We start from the raw sequence: 13,809 nt of genomic DNA on the forward strand, positions 1-13,809 counted from the left end.
ACAACCAATGTGCCCCGATCTTTAAACCGAGGGAATGGCTATCCGATTATGTTGGCGACCAGATGAAGAGCGATGCGTCAGCGCCGCGTCCCGTCCGGTGAGGCGTCATCTATGGATCGGATCGAGTCGGGTCAAACCCTTTTTTGCAGATTCTTTTCAGCCCATCCGCCTCGATCTATCACGGCCCCGCAAATGCTGGATCTTTCAGGGATCAGGGCATGTGCGGGTGCCTCCTTGTCACGGGATCAGCCGGATGCCCCCAGTCACGCCGGATCTGCATAATTGCATGCTGAAGACACTTGTCGATTCGTAGGGGAGCGTTCCGCACCACATCACAACGATCAAAAGCAGTTCTCGTTTCCTCTCCCTCGCCCCGCCGTATCGAGCAGGGCCGACGCGACGATTCACGGCCCGCACATCCGCGCTATCGGCGGACCGGCCGGCTCGCCCGGTAGATATGGCATGGAGGGATGTTGCGCCACTCCCGCGACTGATCGATCTGCCTAAACCTCGGCTCGAGCAGCGCCTCCACAGTGTCGCGCATCTGATAGGCGACCAGTTGCCCATGATCGGCAAGGAGCGCCGCGCTCGATTCCATGATGCGGACGCCCGCCGGCTCGTCGATGGTCGAGAACGGAATTCCGGTCACAATCAGGTCCACAGGCCCCAGGCCGAGATGGTCGATCACCGAGCCCGCACTTGCGGCACATCCGGTCACCGCAATGAGCCGGGGATCGGCAATCGCATCGCGCAAGTGGCGTGTGAACCGGGGACTGAGATCAATGGCAACAAGCACGCTGTCGCTGGGCATGCGCGCGAGCAGCGCACGGGTGACCGGGCCGCTGCCGGGCCCATATTCGACCACGACCCGGATATCGGCAAAGTCAATCGGCTCGAGCATGGAATCGACCAGGAAGCGCGACGCTGGAAAGGCCGATCCGACCGCAGATGGCCGATGGAAGAACTCACGAAACGAAATGATCAGACTGTTGAACCCCGATCCTGCAGGAACGGGACGAGTTGGGTGAAACAAGGTGGCCATGGAGCACTCCGGCATGAGCGACGAGCATGCTCAGATTACGTGCCCCTTTTGGCTCGGTTCCGCCAAATCCCGCGCTGCGCTTCAGCGCGGGACCCGCATGAAGCGGCGATTGCAGCCACCGCTTTCGTCTGGCAATTGGTTGCACTCTGACAGCCAGCCACGCTGGAAATGCCAATCAGGGGAGAGAGTTTGATGAATGTAGCCGAAGCCGTTGCCAGCCGTCGATCGATCCGATCGTTTCTCGACACGCCGGTACCGCTCGAGACGGTGCGCCGTGTGCTGGAGCAGGCAAGGATGACGCCTTCGGGCTGCAACTATCAGCCCTGGGAAGCCACCGTCCTGACGGGCGAACCGCTGGCGTCGCTGCAGCAGCGGCTACTGGCGAGCCAGCCCGACGATCCGCAGGAATATGATTTCGCCGCGCCCGGTCAGGTCCTCAAATATCAGCAGCGCCTCTCCAATCTGGGCAAGGCGATGTACGGCGCCATGGCCGTCGCCCGGGACAATTCGGAACAGCGTGCCGATTTCGTGAAGATGAACATGGTCTCGTTCGGCGCACCGGTGCTGCTGCTCTGCCATTTCCCCAAGCTGATGAAGGAACCGCAATGGTCGGATTGCGGCATGTGGCTGCAGACGATCATGCTGCTGCTGCGCGGCGAGGGCCTGGATAGCTGCCCGCAGGAATATATGGGCGTCTATGGCCGGACGATCAAAGACCATCTTGGCCTGGGCGAGGACATCCTGCTGTTCTGCGGCCTGGGCATCGGCTGGCGCGACCCGGACGCGCCGGTCAACAATTTCGAGCGCGAACGCGTGCCGCTCGACGAGCACGTCACCTTCCACGGCTTCGGCTGAGAGATTGGCGCCCTGCGGCTCGTCGGCCTTGCCTGGACCGACGAGCCGCGCCTCACCAGAACCGTTCGCTGGCGATCCGTGCACCGTCCGAGAGCGCTGCGAGCTTGGCCCACACGATTTCGGGGTCGAGGCTGTTGCTGCCGGCATGAACCGAAAAACCGCAGTCGACGCCCGCCATCACCCGCTCGCGTCCCAGCAGGTTCGCATAACGGCCAATGCGCTGCGCAATCAGTTCGGGATGTTCGATATAAGGACTCTGCGGCTCGACCATGCCGGGGCAAAGGATCTTGTCGTCCGGTAGCGGATGGTCCTCGAAAAAGGCAAACTCATGGGCGTGGCGCGGATTGGCGCCTTCAAGCAGGACCGTCTGCGGCTTGGCCGTCCAGACGATATCGGCAATCTCGCCAAGCGCGACATCGCAGTGATGCGGTCCGGGATAGTTGCCCCAGCACAGGTGCATTCGCAGCTGTTCTGCCGGAATGTTCCGAACCGCATGGTTGAGCGCCGCGATGTTCATGCCGATGCGCTTGCGAAAGTCTTCCAGGCTCAGATGCGTGAACTGGACATGGCGGCCCATGGCAAGGTCAGGACAATCGACCTGCAGCGTGATGCCGGCCGCGGCAATGGTCTCGTACTCATGCCGCAAACCCTCGGCGAGGGCGAAAACATAAGCCTCATCGCTTTCATAATACTGATTCGGGAAGAACAGCGCAGTCACGCCGGGTGACGCAGCCGACATGAAGGTCGCATGGCTGTTGGCGAGCCGCTGGAGACGCTCGGCATCGATCCGCGGCGCTTCCATGTCGATCACGGTGATCGGCGCGGTGCAGGCCGGGGCGGAACGCTTCGCGCGTCCCTTGTTGCCGAACACCTGTGCCTTGGCGCCGGGAAAGGCCTCGAGATCGGCAAACTCGTACTGGCCCGCCTCGCCGCCAAAGCCCGAGAGCCGGTGCTTGATATAGGTGGCATAGCTGGGCTTGGACTGCTCACCATCGTTCACGATGCTGACCCCGGCCTCGATCTGGCGCTGGATGACATGGGCCGTGGCCTGCTCGACCGCAGCTTCAAAACCGGCCTCGGACACCACTTCACCGCCTTCGCGCGCGAAAACCAGGTCGAGCAGGGCTTCGGGCCTCGGCAGGCTGCCGACATGGGTGGTGAGAAAGCGGTCAGGCACGGTCATGGGTGGAAACTCCGGCAGATCAGTCGTTGGTGGCATCGGGAATCGGCTGCAGAGGCCGGTTCAGAAAGGCGGCGAGCGCGGTGTTGAATTCGGCGGGGTGAGACAGATTGCACATATGCCCGGCATCGCGGATGAAACGAGCCTGGCCAAGTGGAGCGCTGCGGCCAATTGCTCGGGTAATGTCTCGGCGCCAGGGGGTGTCCGCAACTCCCGTGATGCCAAGCACAGGCATGCACAGGGTGGCGATCTGGTCGAGCCGGGCCGATGGACCGGCAGGTCCAGCCATCAGGTCACGCCCGTCATAATCGGCGAGCATCCGACCCGCGATATCTGCGGCTTCTCCTGCGAGACCCGCCATCAACGGATGCGCCGCCCATTGCCGCTTCATCGCGTCCAGCTGGCCCCGCCGGACCAGATCGGCAAATTCGCCAAGCGGAATGCGGTCCGAAGCGTTGGCATGGTCGGGAATGCCGGCGAGCGAGATGCCCTGCAGGACCAGCGTCGCCAGGCGGTTTCGGTGGTTCTGGGCATAGCTGATCGCGGTCGCGCCAGCCTGCGACATGCCGACCAGGTGAAAACAGTCCAGTTCCAGCCGGTCTGCGAGGCATACGAGATCTTCGACTTCGCGGGCGCGATCGGCAGGTGCGGTCGATTGGCCGAAGCCGCGCCTGTCGACCGTGATCACGCTGTGTCGCGCCGCCAGAGCGCGTGCCTGCATGGTCCACATGCGCCGGTCGAGGGTCCAGCCGTGAAGCAGGACCACAGCAGGGCCCCTGCCCAGCCGTTCGACGGCCAGATGGCCACCCTCAACGGCAAGCCACAGGGTCCGCCCGCCCAGGTGCGGCCGAGGCGCGCTGCCAGAATGGGTGCAGCCCAGCTTGCCGACCGGGCCGCCCATGAATCAAGCCGCTTCGGCGCTGCGGAAGGTGTTGTTGTTGCTGTGGTCGCCGGCCAGCCAGCGCGCGAGCTCGGCGCGGGCCTTGGCGCGGACTTCGCTTTCGATCGCCAACGCTTCAGGCGCATCGCACGTGAATTCGATGATCATGCCGTTGGGGTCCTTCACATAGACCGACCGGCAATAGCCGTGCTCGAGAATGTATGTCTGCGGCTCGACAATTCCGGCGGCGGCGATCCGGCGCTCGAGCTCGGCCTGGGCGTCGGGATCGACATGCAGCGCGATATGGTGGAACGGCGATTCCGGGATAGGCGGGCTGAACTCGGCCTGGTCGTCCTCGTTCGCGAACTGGAAGAAGGCGAGCGCGCTGCCGTCCTTCATTGCAAAGAAGCAATGGCAATAGGTGCGCTCCTTGCCGAACAGCTCGTCCTTTTCGCAATAGGTAGCGACCAGCGGAAAGCCGAGCACGTCCTCGTAAAAGGCGCGCGTCGCCTCGAGGTCGCGGGTGGTATAGGCGGTGTGGTGCAGGCGGTTGACTAGCTGGCTCATGGCTTCCTCCTCATCTTGTTTCCACGCTGGATCGACAGCCCCCTCAGGCCGTCAGTTTCAGCGTGATGCGGGCGACATGCTCGCCCTGGAAACGGGCACCTGCAAGTTCGTTTTCGGACGGCATGCGCGATCCGTCACCGCCTGCGATCGTGCTTGCGCCATAAGGCGTGCCGCCGCTGATTTCGGACATGATGGTGTTGCCGGCAAAGCTGTAGGGCAGGCCGATGACGATCATGCCATGATGCAACAGGGTCGTGTGGAACGACGTGATCGTCGTTTCCTGCCCGCCATGCTGGCTGGCGGTGGAAACGAACACGCTGGCAGGCTTGCCGATCAGCGCCCCCCTCGCCCACAGGCCGCCGGTCTGGTCGAGAAAGTTGCGCATCTGGGCCGCCATGTTGCCGAAGCGCGTGGGGGTACCGAAGATGATGCCGTCATAATCGGCGAGCTCGTCCGGGCTGGCAAAGGGGGCGGCCTGATCGACCTTCATGCCTGATCCGGCCGCGACCTCGTCGGGTACCAGTTCGGGCACGCGCTTGACTACCGCCTCGCAGCCTTCGACCGCATTCACCCCGTCGGCCACGGCGCCTGCCATGATCTCGGTATGGCCATAGCCCGAATAATAGAGGATGAGGATGCGTGCCACGGATGTCTTCCAATCGTCTGCAGGTCAGAACTTGTAGAGCGCCTCGAGCCCGAAGACGCGCGGGCGTCCCTTGAACACGAAGCCGCCCGGCGAGAATTCGGCATTATATCTTTTGTTGAACAGGTTGTCCGAAAACGCGGTCAGCGACCAGGCCCCGCCATCGAGCGTGAGGCGTGCATTGACGAGGTCCACCGGACGTCTGACGGTCGAATTGGGCACGTCGAACCAGGTCTTGCCGGTGCGGTTGTAATCCACGCGGATGCGGCCCTTGAGGTCGCTGTCGCCCAGATTGGTCTCGTATTGCGTGCCCAGATTGAGCGTATAGCGCGAGATGAATGGTGCCTCGTTGCCGATCACGGTGGGATCAGGGAATTCCTTGATCTCGCTATAGGTCACGCCAAGGCCGAAATTGATGTCCCAGCCGCGTGCCGGACGCAGCGTGCCGTCGATCTCGAAGCCCTGCAGCCGCACCTCGGGGACATTGCCCAGATTCTGGGTCGAGTTGGCGGCGAGGAAGACGAAGAAATAGCCGTTTTCCGACTTGGTGGTATAGGCGCTGGCGTTGAGCGTCAGCATCCGGTCGAACAGGTTGGTCTTGACGCCGATCTCGAACGTATCGGCCACTTCGGCTTCATATATATCGGCCACACCGACGACACCGGTGCCCGCTGCTACCGCACCGACGCCAGTCTGGTTGAACCCGCCCGAACGGAAACCGCGGCTATAGCCGCCATAGATCGTGACGTTTTCGGCCGGCTTGTAGGTCAGCGTGACCTTGGGCTGCCATTCGTCGAACGTTTCGCGGCGCACCTCGCCGGTGGTGCCGGTGGGGAAGCCGGGGACGACAGGGATGAACGCGGTCGGGGTCAGCGTGCGGTTGCGGCGCTTGTCGCGGTCATAGCGGAGCGAGGCATCGACGCGGAACGCTTCGGAGAATTCATAGCCGATATTGGCATAGACCGCCCAGGCGAAATTGTTCTGCGAGTCCGCGAGGAAGGTCGCCTGCGGGTTGCGCGGATCGGTGCTGGGGGTGCGGAACACGGGGAAGACGCCCTGGCCGGTATCCACCATGTTGCCGGTAGAGATATAGCGGTTGGTGTCGATGAAATAGCCGCCGAGCGACCAGGTGAACGCGTTATCGTCGTTCGACTGGATCCGCAGATCCTGGCTGATCGCCTCGACATCGAGGAACTGGCTCTGGTTGAGGTCAAACCCGAACAGCGCGAAGAACAGCGACTCCTGGATCGGCAGGAAGTTGAACGCATCGCCGGTCAGGATTTCGGACAAGGTGTCATAGGACGTCACCGAGGTGATCGATCCCCAATCGGCCTTGTAGTCGATCTTGGCCGAGACGTTGTAGATGTCGCGGTCGTTCTGCCCGGCATTGTTGACGCGCACGGGAAGGCTGGTGTCGTTCACGTCGGCGACGATATTGTAATAGAGCGCCTGGGTGCGCAGCAGCGACATCGAGGCTCGCAGATCGACCGTCAGCTGGTCGGTGGGTGTCCACAGCAGCTTGCCGCGCAGCGAGATATCCTCGAGCGGATCGGCATCCTCGCCCAGAAAGGTGTTGGGGATATATCCGTTGGTGTCGCGATAGGAGCCGGAAAGGCGGAATTTGAGGGTGTCGCTGATCGGACCGGAAATGCCGGCGCGCAGCGTATAGCCGAAGCCATTATCGACCCCGGCGAATACCCGCCCCTCGAACTGGTCGCTGGGCTGCTTGGTGTTGATGATGATCGCCCCGCCAATGGCGTTGCGCCCGTAAAGGCCGCCCTGCGGGCCTTTCAGGATTTCGATCTGCTCGATATCGAACAGTTCCTGGCTGAACTGGGCAGCATTGACCTGCTGCACTCCGTCAACCACCACGGCGACCGAGGGCTCGGAATTGCGGTTCTGGGTAATCCCGCGAATGATGACGAACGCGTTGCCCGCATTCTGGGTTTCGATCAGCTGGACGTTCGAGGTCAGCCCGATAAAGTCGGCGGCCTTGTCGATGCCGGCATTCTCGATCGATTCGGCGTTGAATGCAGTGATCGCGGCAGGGGTATCCTGCAGGGTGGAATCACGGCGCAGGGCGGTGACGACGATCTCGCCGGAGGCGGCCTCTTCCGTCGGCTGATCCTGTGCCAAGGCCGGCGCCGCAGCCGATAGCGCGACAACCGAAACCGAACCTGCCAGCAGCATCTTGTTCCAAATCGCGGGCATCTGCACCTGCTCCCCTCATCCAGTGGATCCCGCCGCTTCGTTCTTGCTGATGCCGGTTGAGGCTTTGCGGGCGAGTTATGCTTCGGGTAAATTGTTCGTAAAGCGAAGTCAAGTTCGATATACGAAGTTTCTGGCCGGCAGTCGAAGCATGGCGACGCGCACCATCACAGCCTGCGAGCGCAGGGGCACAGTTGGCGGGCGTTGGAAGTGAGATGCCGGGTCGTGGCGGCTTGGCAGGATCAGTTCTGCTGGAGCGAGTGCATCAATGCAGGCCAGCGCTGCAGCGCGCTGCCGATTTCGGCCGCAGCTTCGCGAAGCATTGGCAGCCGCGTGCGGACCAGTTCGTCCTGCGAGATGCGGGTGGTCGATGTCGAACAGTTGATCGAGGCAATCGCGTTGCGCTGGGCATCGAAGACCGGAACGGCGACCGAAACAATCCCGTAATCGAGTTCGTCCAATGCCGAATCATACCCGGTGTCGCGCGCCTTCTGCAGCCGCTCGGCCAACGCACCATCGGTGGTCACCGTGCGTTCCGTAAAGCGCTGCAGACTGGCCGACGCCAGATATCGCGCAACAACCGGCTCCGGCTGGAAAGCGAGCAGCACCTTGCCGAGCGAAGTTGCATGCAGCGGAAAGCGCGTGCCGACATTCGCGCCCAACCGGATGCGGCGGTTGGTCGAGACATGCGCAACATACAGGATGTCGGTGCCGGAGAGCACCGCCATCGACGAACTGTCGCCGGTATCGTCGCGCAGCTTCTGCAGCGGCGGCAGCACCACCTGCTCGACATTCATCGACGAGAGATAGGCCGTGCCGAAGCTCAGCACCTCGGGCCGCAGCAGGAACTTGCGTCCGAATTGGGCGATATAGCCAAGCTGCACCAGCGTGTTGAGGCAGCGCCGCGCAACCGCGGGGCTGAGGCCGGTGACCTGGGCCACTTCGCTCAGCTGCATTTCCGGATGTGTCGCGTCGAACGCCCGCAACACCTTGAGCCCGCGCTCGAGCGTCGAGAGATATTCGCTGTCCTTGCCTGGCTTGGCGGGTTGATCCATGCCTGATGCGCTAGCCGCTCGCCCGGTTTCAGGCAAGGCGGTGTCGTCCCAGTTCCGCAGTGCGCTCACTCGGCAGCGGCGGATGCAGGGCTGTCCACTCCCAGCACCTCGTCATTATGCTGCCCCAGCACTGGTGGTGCAGTGACTGTGGTGGCACGCTCGCCATCGAAGCTGAGCGGCGAACGGATCGTGCGGAAGGGGCCGTGCGGTCCGTGCGGGTCTTCGAGCACCAGCCCGAGATGCTTCGCCTGGGGAGTTTCGATCACCTCCGGTGCGCTGTAGACCGGCGAATGCGGGACTTCGAGCTGCTCCAGCGTTGCACACCATTCAGCGCGTGACTTTGCCGCAAAGAGCGGGGCCAGGAAGGCGGCAACCTGTTCGTAATTGGCGATGCGCGCGTCGCGGCTGGCAAATTCGGACCGCGCCAGCATGTCGGGCTGACCGACAGCGGTTGCCAGATTCTCCCAGAATTTGGGCGGCGACGACATGTGCAATGCGATCCAATCGCCGCCCTGGCACTGGAAGACATAGGATTGCGAGACATTGGGCCGACTATACGGTCCCATCACCTGGTCGTCAGAGAAATAATGGGTGAAATCATCGAGGTTGAAATGCGCCATCGCCTCGAACATCGAGACCTCGACCAACCGCCCCTTGCCGGTACTGGCACGCTCGTGCAGCGCCGCCAGCACGCCTTGCGCGCCGTAAAATCCGGTGATTGCATCGGCCAGCGCAGGCCCGACGACGCGGGGATTGGCCGGGTTCACCAGCAGACGAAGAAAGCCGCTGGCTGCTTGCGCCACGGTGTCGAAGGCGGGACGGTCGCGGTCCGGCCCGGTCGCGCCGAAGCCGGAGATCGACAGATAGATCAGCCGCGGATTGATCGCGCGCAACCGCTCGGGATCGACCTTGAGCTTGTCGGCGACGCCTGGACGGAAATTCTGGATGAACACGTCAGCCGAAGCGACCATGCGATCAAATGCCTCAAGATCGGCACCGCCGCGCGTGTCGAGCGTGACCGAGCGCTTGTTGCGGTTGTAGGTCTGGAAATGCGGGCTGTAGAAGCCGCCGCGAAAGGCGCGGAACGGGTCGCCGCCATCAGGCCTTTCCACCTTGATCACGTCGGCGCCCAGATCGGCGAGCATCATTCCGGCACATGGGCCCGTGATGAAGGTGCCCATTTCGAGCACGGTGACATTGGCGAGCGGCTTGGCCATATTGACATCTCCCTGATCGCCACTCATAGAAACTTCGATATACGAAATCAACTTCGTAAATCGAAACATTCTGGCGGGTCTCTACGCTCCCGCTCGGCCAGCACAGGAGCCCTTATGCGCATCGGCAAGCAGGACGCCCCATTCAGCTCGATCTGCACTTCGGATGCGACCAGCATTACCGTTCGCGGTCGTGATCTGTGCGGCGACATCATCGGCAAGATGGACTTTACCAGCTATTTCTGGCTGCTGGTCACGGGCGAGGAACCGACCGAGGTTCAGAAGCTGTTTGCCAATGCAGTGCTTGCGGCGATCGCCGAGCATGGGCTGGTGCCGAGCGTCGTCGCAGCCCGGATGACTTACGCTGCTGCGCCGGAAGCGTTTCACGGGGCGGTTGCGGCAGGCCTGCTGGGCTGCGGTTCGGTGGTCCTTGGCAGCGCGGAAGTGGCAGGCCGCTTCTATGCCGATCTGGTCGCCAGGCTTCGCGAAGGTGCCGGATCGGCGGCCGACATTGCCGCTGATGGCGTGCGCACCTTGCGCGCGAACCGGCAGGCTATCCCGGGCTTTGGCCATCCCCAGCATTCCGAAGGCGATCCAAGGGCCCTGCTTCTGCTGGCCATGGCAGAGGAGCATGGCATCGTGGGAGAGCATATCCGCATGCTGTACGCCCTGCGCGATTGCCTGCCCGAAACGCTGGGCAGGCCGCTGCCGATCAACGTCAACGGGGCCATCCCGGCTGTGATGCTCGATGTCGGCTTCCCGCTCGGCGCGCTCAAGGGCATCTCGCTGCTGGCCCGGACCGCAAGTCTGATCGGCCATCTGAACGAGGAAGGCCAACGCCCCATCGGCTTCATCATGTCCGGCGCAGCGGCTGGCGCTATCGCTTTCGACGCAGGCGACCCCGCCTAAACCTGCGGCTATTCGCTGCGCAGCGCCTCGATCGGCGACAGGCGCGATGCCCGGATGGCAGGATAGCCGCCGAACACCAGCCCGATCACGGCGGAAAAAGCGATGGCCATCAGCGCGGTGTCCAGCCCGATCGGGGCAGGAAAATCGGCGACCTGCTGGAAGATTGCGGCCGCGACCATCGCCAGCAGCAGCCCGATCGCCCCGCCGATAATGCACAATACCGCTGCCTCGACCAGAAACTGGTTGCGGATGTCGCTGCGCTTCGCGCCCAGCGCCATCCGCAAGCCGATCTCGCGGGTGCGTTCGGTGACGCTCACCAGCATGATATTCATGATGCCGATGCCGCCAACCAGCAGCGAGATCGATGCAATGGCCACCAGCACCGCCTGGAAGATCTGGGTGACCTGGCCTGAGGTTTCCGCGATTTCCTTGGTGGTCCGGACCGTGAACGGAGTGATCTTGCCCTTGGACACGCGGTAGCGCGCGCGCAGCAGATCCTTGATCTCGCGGTCACCGGCTACCAGGGTTTCCTCATCCTCGAAGCCGACGAACAGCAAGGTCACATCGTCAGGCCCCTGGGTCGTCGCGGTCGAAAGCCGCTGGCGAAGCGTGGTGATCGGCACGACGATCTGGTCATCATTGTCATTGCCCAGATTGCTGCCCTTGCTCTCGAGCAGGCCGATCACGGTAAAGGGCACCCGGTTGATCCGCACCTTTTCGCCAACAGGATTTCCGTCGACGAAAAGCTTGTCGGCGACCGTCTGGCCGATCACCACGACGCGCGCGGCCGAACCTATGTCGCTCTTGGTGAGGAACCGGCCATCGGACGTCCCGAGATTGGAGATGCTGGCAAAGGCTTCGGTCGATCCGACGGCCTGGGTATTGGCGCTGCGACCGCCGGTAACCAGCTGAACGCTGGTGCGCAGCTGCGGCGCCACCGCAAGGACGCCGGGCACCTGCCGGGCAATCGCCTCGCCGTCGCGTTCGGTGAGGCGGCCGCGATCGCCGGGTCGGGGCGGACCATTGGGGCGCTCAGGCTCAGGAACCACGATCGCCATGTTCGAGCCCAGGGTAGCGATCTGCTGGGTGACGGATACCTGCGCGCCATTGCCCACCGCGACCGCCAGGATCACCGAAAACACCCCGATCATGACGCCGAGCGTGGTCAGGATCGAGCGCATCAGATTGGTGCGCAAGGCGGTAAAGGCGATCGCGACATTGACCCCCCAGCCTGCCAGCGTGTTGAGAATGTCGGTCATGCCACCTCAGCCCGGCGGCGCGAGGTTACCGCAGCATCCTCTATGACCTTGCCATCGCGGAACACGATCCGGCGGGCGGCATATTCGGCAATGTCCGGCTCATGCGTGACGACCACGAGCGTGATTCCCTCGTCATTGAGCTTCTGGAAGATGCCCATGATGTCGAGCGAGGTCTGAGTATCCAGTGCGCCGGTCGGCTCGTCGGCCAGCAGGATCAGCGGATTGGTCACGAGCGCGCGCGCGATGGCCACGCGCTGCTGCTGCCCGCCCGACAGTTTGGCGGGCGTATTCAGCAGACGGTTGCCCAGCCCCATCGCATCGAGCCTCGCCCTTGCCCGCTCGCGCCGTTCGGCCGGGCGCACGCCGGCATAGATCAGAGGCACGGCGACATTGTCGAGCGCGCTGGTCCGCGCCAGCAGATTGAACTGCTGGAAGACGAAGCCGATCTTGCGGTTGCGGATCTCGGCCAGCTCGTCGCTGTTCAGCGTGCGGGTATCGATGCCGTCGAGCTTGAGCGTCCCAGATGTCGGCACGTCGAGGCAGCCGATCATGTTCATGAAGGTCGACTTGCCCGATCCGCTTGCGCCCATGATCGCGACGAATTCGCCCTGATCGATGCGCAGCGACACGCCGTTGACGGCATGCACCATCTCGCCGCCGATGACGTAATTCTTGATGAGATCCTGGGTTTCAAGAACCGGCGCTGTCATCGTCGTCCGCAGCTTCGGTTTCGGCCTTGGGCTTCAGCGATTTGGTGCGGACCAGCACCTTGTCGCCCGCCTTGATGCCGGATCGTATCTCGGTGAAATCATCGCCCTGCAGCCCGATCTGCACCTGTTTCCTGATTGGACGGTAAGGATCGGTGCCCATGATATAGACCGTCTGCACGGGAACGGGCTTGCGCTCGGGATCGGCGGGCTTTGGGTCTTCGGCAGCTTCCCGGTCAGCGGGCTTCGGGCGAAAACGCAGCGCATTGGTCGGCACGCGCAACACGTTCGGCTTCGCTCCGGTGATGATCTCCACATTCGCGGTCATTCCGGGCAGCAGCTTGCCGTCGAGATTGTCGACGTCGATGATGACCAGATAGCTGACGACATTCTGCGTTTCGACCGGCGCCTTGCGGATCTGGCGCACCTTGGCGCGGAATATATCATCAGGATAGCTGTCGACGGTGAAGGTCACGTCCTGACCCTCCCGGATCTGGCCGATATCCGCCTCGTCGACCGAGGCCTCGACTTGCATCTTGGTGGTGTCCGCAGCGATCTCGAACAGATTGGGCGTCTGGAAGCTGGCCGCCACGGTGGTGCCGGGTTCTACCAGCTTGTCGATGATGACGCCGCTCGCCGGGGCGAGGATCAGCGTGCGCGTGAGATCGAGCCGTGCCGAGGAGAGTTCGGCGCTTGCCTGCCGGATCTGCGCATCGCCGCTTTCGGTCTGCGCCAGCGCCACCTGCAAGGCGTTGCGGGCACTGTTCAGGCGGGTCTGCGCGGCATCGAGATTGGCCTTGGAAACAAAGCCCCGGTCGGACAGCGACTGCTGCCGGGCAAAGTCTCGCTCCTGAATCTTGAGTTCGGCCCGGGCGCGCTCGACATTGGCCCGGGTCTGGTCCAGCCCTGCCCGCGCGAGCGCCACCTGCGCCTCGATCTGCTGGACGCGCGCCCGCACGCGGGTCGGGTCGATTTCCGCCAGCACCTGGCCCTTGGTCACTGGCGAGTTGAAATCGACATAGACCTTGGTGATCTGTCCGGAAACTTCCGTGCCGACCTTGATTGTATTGAGGGCACGAACCTTGCCGCTGGCCGAGACGACTCGCTGCACCGTGCCCCGCCCGACCGTCTCGGCGATATATTCGTAATCATGCTGGACCGGCCGGACGACCAGATAGACGATATAGACCGCGACCAGCGCGATCAGTGCGGACCAGACCTTGTGGCGCCCTATCCAGGAACGCAGTTTCGTGAACATTCAGCCCGGCCCCATCCCGCCATCTATCACCC

The 13,809-nt window shown here is 63.0% G+C and carries 13 protein-coding genes; 2 read left to right on the forward strand and 11 right to left on the reverse strand.

What is annotated here, in order from left to right; all coding sequences use genetic code 11:
* Positions 1 to 424: 424 nt before the first annotated feature.
* Entirely contained in the window at positions 425 to 1,042 is a 618-nt protein-coding gene (locus C7451_RS13115) for a class I SAM-dependent methyltransferase (RefSeq protein ID WP_110299430.1), read from the reverse strand.
* A gap of 192 nt (positions 1,043 to 1,234) precedes the next feature.
* Here C7451_RS13115 and C7451_RS13120 point away from each other — a divergent pair, with 192 nt between their 5' ends.
* Positions 1,235 to 1,897 (forward strand): nitroreductase, encoded by a 663-nt coding sequence (locus tag C7451_RS13120; protein ID WP_110299431.1) that lies wholly within the window; start codon positions 1,235 to 1,237, stop codon positions 1,895 to 1,897.
* A 52-nt stretch (positions 1,898 to 1,949) separates the two neighbouring features.
* Here C7451_RS13120 and C7451_RS13125 read toward each other — a convergent pair whose 3' ends face one another.
* The 7 genes from C7451_RS13125 to C7451_RS13155 all read right to left on the reverse strand — a co-directional run bounded on the left by C7451_RS13125 (position 1,950) and on the right by C7451_RS13155 (position 9,647).
* Positions 1,950 to 3,080, reverse strand: a complete 1,131-nt coding sequence (locus C7451_RS13125) for a cobalamin-independent methionine synthase II family protein (RefSeq protein ID WP_110299432.1) — start codon at positions 3,078 to 3,080, stop codon at positions 1,950 to 1,952.
* A 19-nt stretch (positions 3,081 to 3,099) separates the two neighbouring features.
* Complete coding sequence (locus C7451_RS13130) at positions 3,100 to 3,978, reverse strand: alpha/beta fold hydrolase (protein ID WP_110299433.1); 879 nt, start codon at positions 3,976 to 3,978, stop codon at positions 3,100 to 3,102.
* A 3-nt stretch (positions 3,979 to 3,981) separates the two neighbouring features.
* Entirely contained in the window at positions 3,982 to 4,524 is a 543-nt protein-coding gene (locus C7451_RS13135; protein WP_110299434.1) for a VOC family protein, read from the reverse strand.
* A gap of 43 nt (positions 4,525 to 4,567) precedes the next feature.
* Positions 4,568 to 5,170 (reverse strand): NAD(P)H:quinone oxidoreductase, encoded by a 603-nt coding sequence (gene wrbA, locus C7451_RS13140; protein WP_110299435.1) that lies wholly within the window; start codon positions 5,168 to 5,170, stop codon positions 4,568 to 4,570.
* Between the two features lie 24 nt (positions 5,171 to 5,194).
* Entirely contained in the window at positions 5,195 to 7,378 is a 2,184-nt protein-coding gene (locus C7451_RS13145; protein WP_110299436.1) for a TonB-dependent receptor, read from the reverse strand.
* A 239-nt stretch (positions 7,379 to 7,617) separates the two neighbouring features.
* On the reverse strand, positions 7,618 to 8,430 hold the full coding sequence (locus C7451_RS13150) for an IclR family transcriptional regulator (RefSeq protein ID WP_110299437.1): 813 nt from the start codon (positions 8,428 to 8,430) through the stop codon (positions 7,618 to 7,620).
* Positions 8,431 to 8,495: 65 nt separating this feature from the next.
* Positions 8,496 to 9,647: a CaiB/BaiF CoA transferase family protein gene (locus C7451_RS13155; RefSeq protein WP_110299557.1), complete on the reverse strand. Its 1,152-nt coding sequence runs from the start codon at positions 9,645 to 9,647 to the stop codon at positions 8,496 to 8,498.
* A 114-nt stretch (positions 9,648 to 9,761) separates the two neighbouring features.
* On the opposite strand from C7451_RS13155, the gene C7451_RS13160 reads away from it, so the two are divergent.
* On the forward strand, positions 9,762 to 10,553 hold the full coding sequence (locus C7451_RS13160) for a citryl-CoA lyase (protein ID WP_110299438.1): 792 nt from the start codon (positions 9,762 to 9,764) through the stop codon (positions 10,551 to 10,553).
* An 8-nt stretch (positions 10,554 to 10,561) separates the two neighbouring features.
* Here the strand turns inward: C7451_RS13160 and C7451_RS13165 are convergent, their stop codons facing one another.
* From C7451_RS13165 to C7451_RS13175, 3 genes are read right to left on the reverse strand one after another with little or no spacing between them, the layout of a single operon-like run.
* Positions 10,562 to 11,812, reverse strand: coding sequence for an ABC transporter permease (locus C7451_RS13165; protein WP_110299439.1), 1,251 nt, complete (start codon positions 11,810 to 11,812; stop codon positions 10,562 to 10,564).
* Entirely contained in the window at positions 11,809 to 12,522 is a 714-nt protein-coding gene (locus C7451_RS13170; RefSeq protein WP_110299440.1) for an ABC transporter ATP-binding protein, read from the reverse strand. The genes C7451_RS13165 and C7451_RS13170 overlap by 4 nt, the downstream gene beginning before the upstream one ends.
* Positions 12,503 to 13,777 (reverse strand): efflux RND transporter periplasmic adaptor subunit, encoded by a 1,275-nt coding sequence (locus C7451_RS13175; protein WP_110299441.1) that lies wholly within the window; start codon positions 13,775 to 13,777, stop codon positions 12,503 to 12,505. Before C7451_RS13175 ends, C7451_RS13170 begins: the two co-directional genes overlap by 20 nt.
* Between the last annotated feature and the right edge of the window lie 32 nt (positions 13,778 to 13,809).

This window comes from Blastomonas natatoria (genome assembly GCF_003201955.1).
Lineage (GTDB): Bacteria > Pseudomonadota > Alphaproteobacteria > Sphingomonadales > Sphingomonadaceae > Blastomonas > Blastomonas natatoria.

Bases quoted from the DNA above. Each gene is read 5' to 3' on its own strand.
- C7451_RS13175 (WP_110299441.1), bottom strand. From the start codon at position 13,777: ATGTTCACGAAACTGCGTTCCTGGATAGGGCGCCACAAGGTCTGGTCC.
- C7451_RS13145 (WP_110299436.1), bottom strand. From the start codon at position 7,378: ATGCCCGCGATTTGGAACAAGATGCTGCTGGCAGGTTCGGTTTCGGTT.
- C7451_RS13115 (WP_110299430.1), bottom strand. From the start codon at position 1,042: ATGGCCACCTTGTTTCACCCAACTCGTCCCGTTCCTGCAGGATCGGGG.
- C7451_RS13130 (WP_110299433.1), bottom strand. From the start codon at position 3,978: ATGGGCGGCCCGGTCGGCAAGCTGGGCTGCACCCATTCTGGCAGCGCG.
- C7451_RS13150 (WP_110299437.1), bottom strand. From the start codon at position 8,430: ATGGATCAACCCGCCAAGCCAGGCAAGGACAGCGAATATCTCTCGACG.
- C7451_RS13135 (WP_110299434.1), bottom strand. From the start codon at position 4,524: ATGAGCCAGCTAGTCAACCGCCTGCACCACACCGCCTATACCACCCGC.
- C7451_RS13165 (WP_110299439.1), bottom strand. From the start codon at position 11,812: ATGACCGACATTCTCAACACGCTGGCAGGCTGGGGGGTCAATGTCGCG.
- C7451_RS13155 (WP_110299557.1), bottom strand. From the start codon at position 9,647: ATGGCCAAGCCGCTCGCCAATGTCACCGTGCTCGAAATGGGCACCTTC.
- C7451_RS13170 (WP_110299440.1), bottom strand. From the start codon at position 12,522: ATGACAGCGCCGGTTCTTGAAACCCAGGATCTCATCAAGAATTACGTC.
- C7451_RS13120 (WP_110299431.1), top strand. From the start codon at position 1,235: ATGAATGTAGCCGAAGCCGTTGCCAGCCGTCGATCGATCCGATCGTTT.
- C7451_RS13160 (WP_110299438.1), top strand. From the start codon at position 9,762: ATGCGCATCGGCAAGCAGGACGCCCCATTCAGCTCGATCTGCACTTCG.
- C7451_RS13125 (WP_110299432.1), bottom strand. From the start codon at position 3,080: ATGACCGTGCCTGACCGCTTTCTCACCACCCATGTCGGCAGCCTGCCG.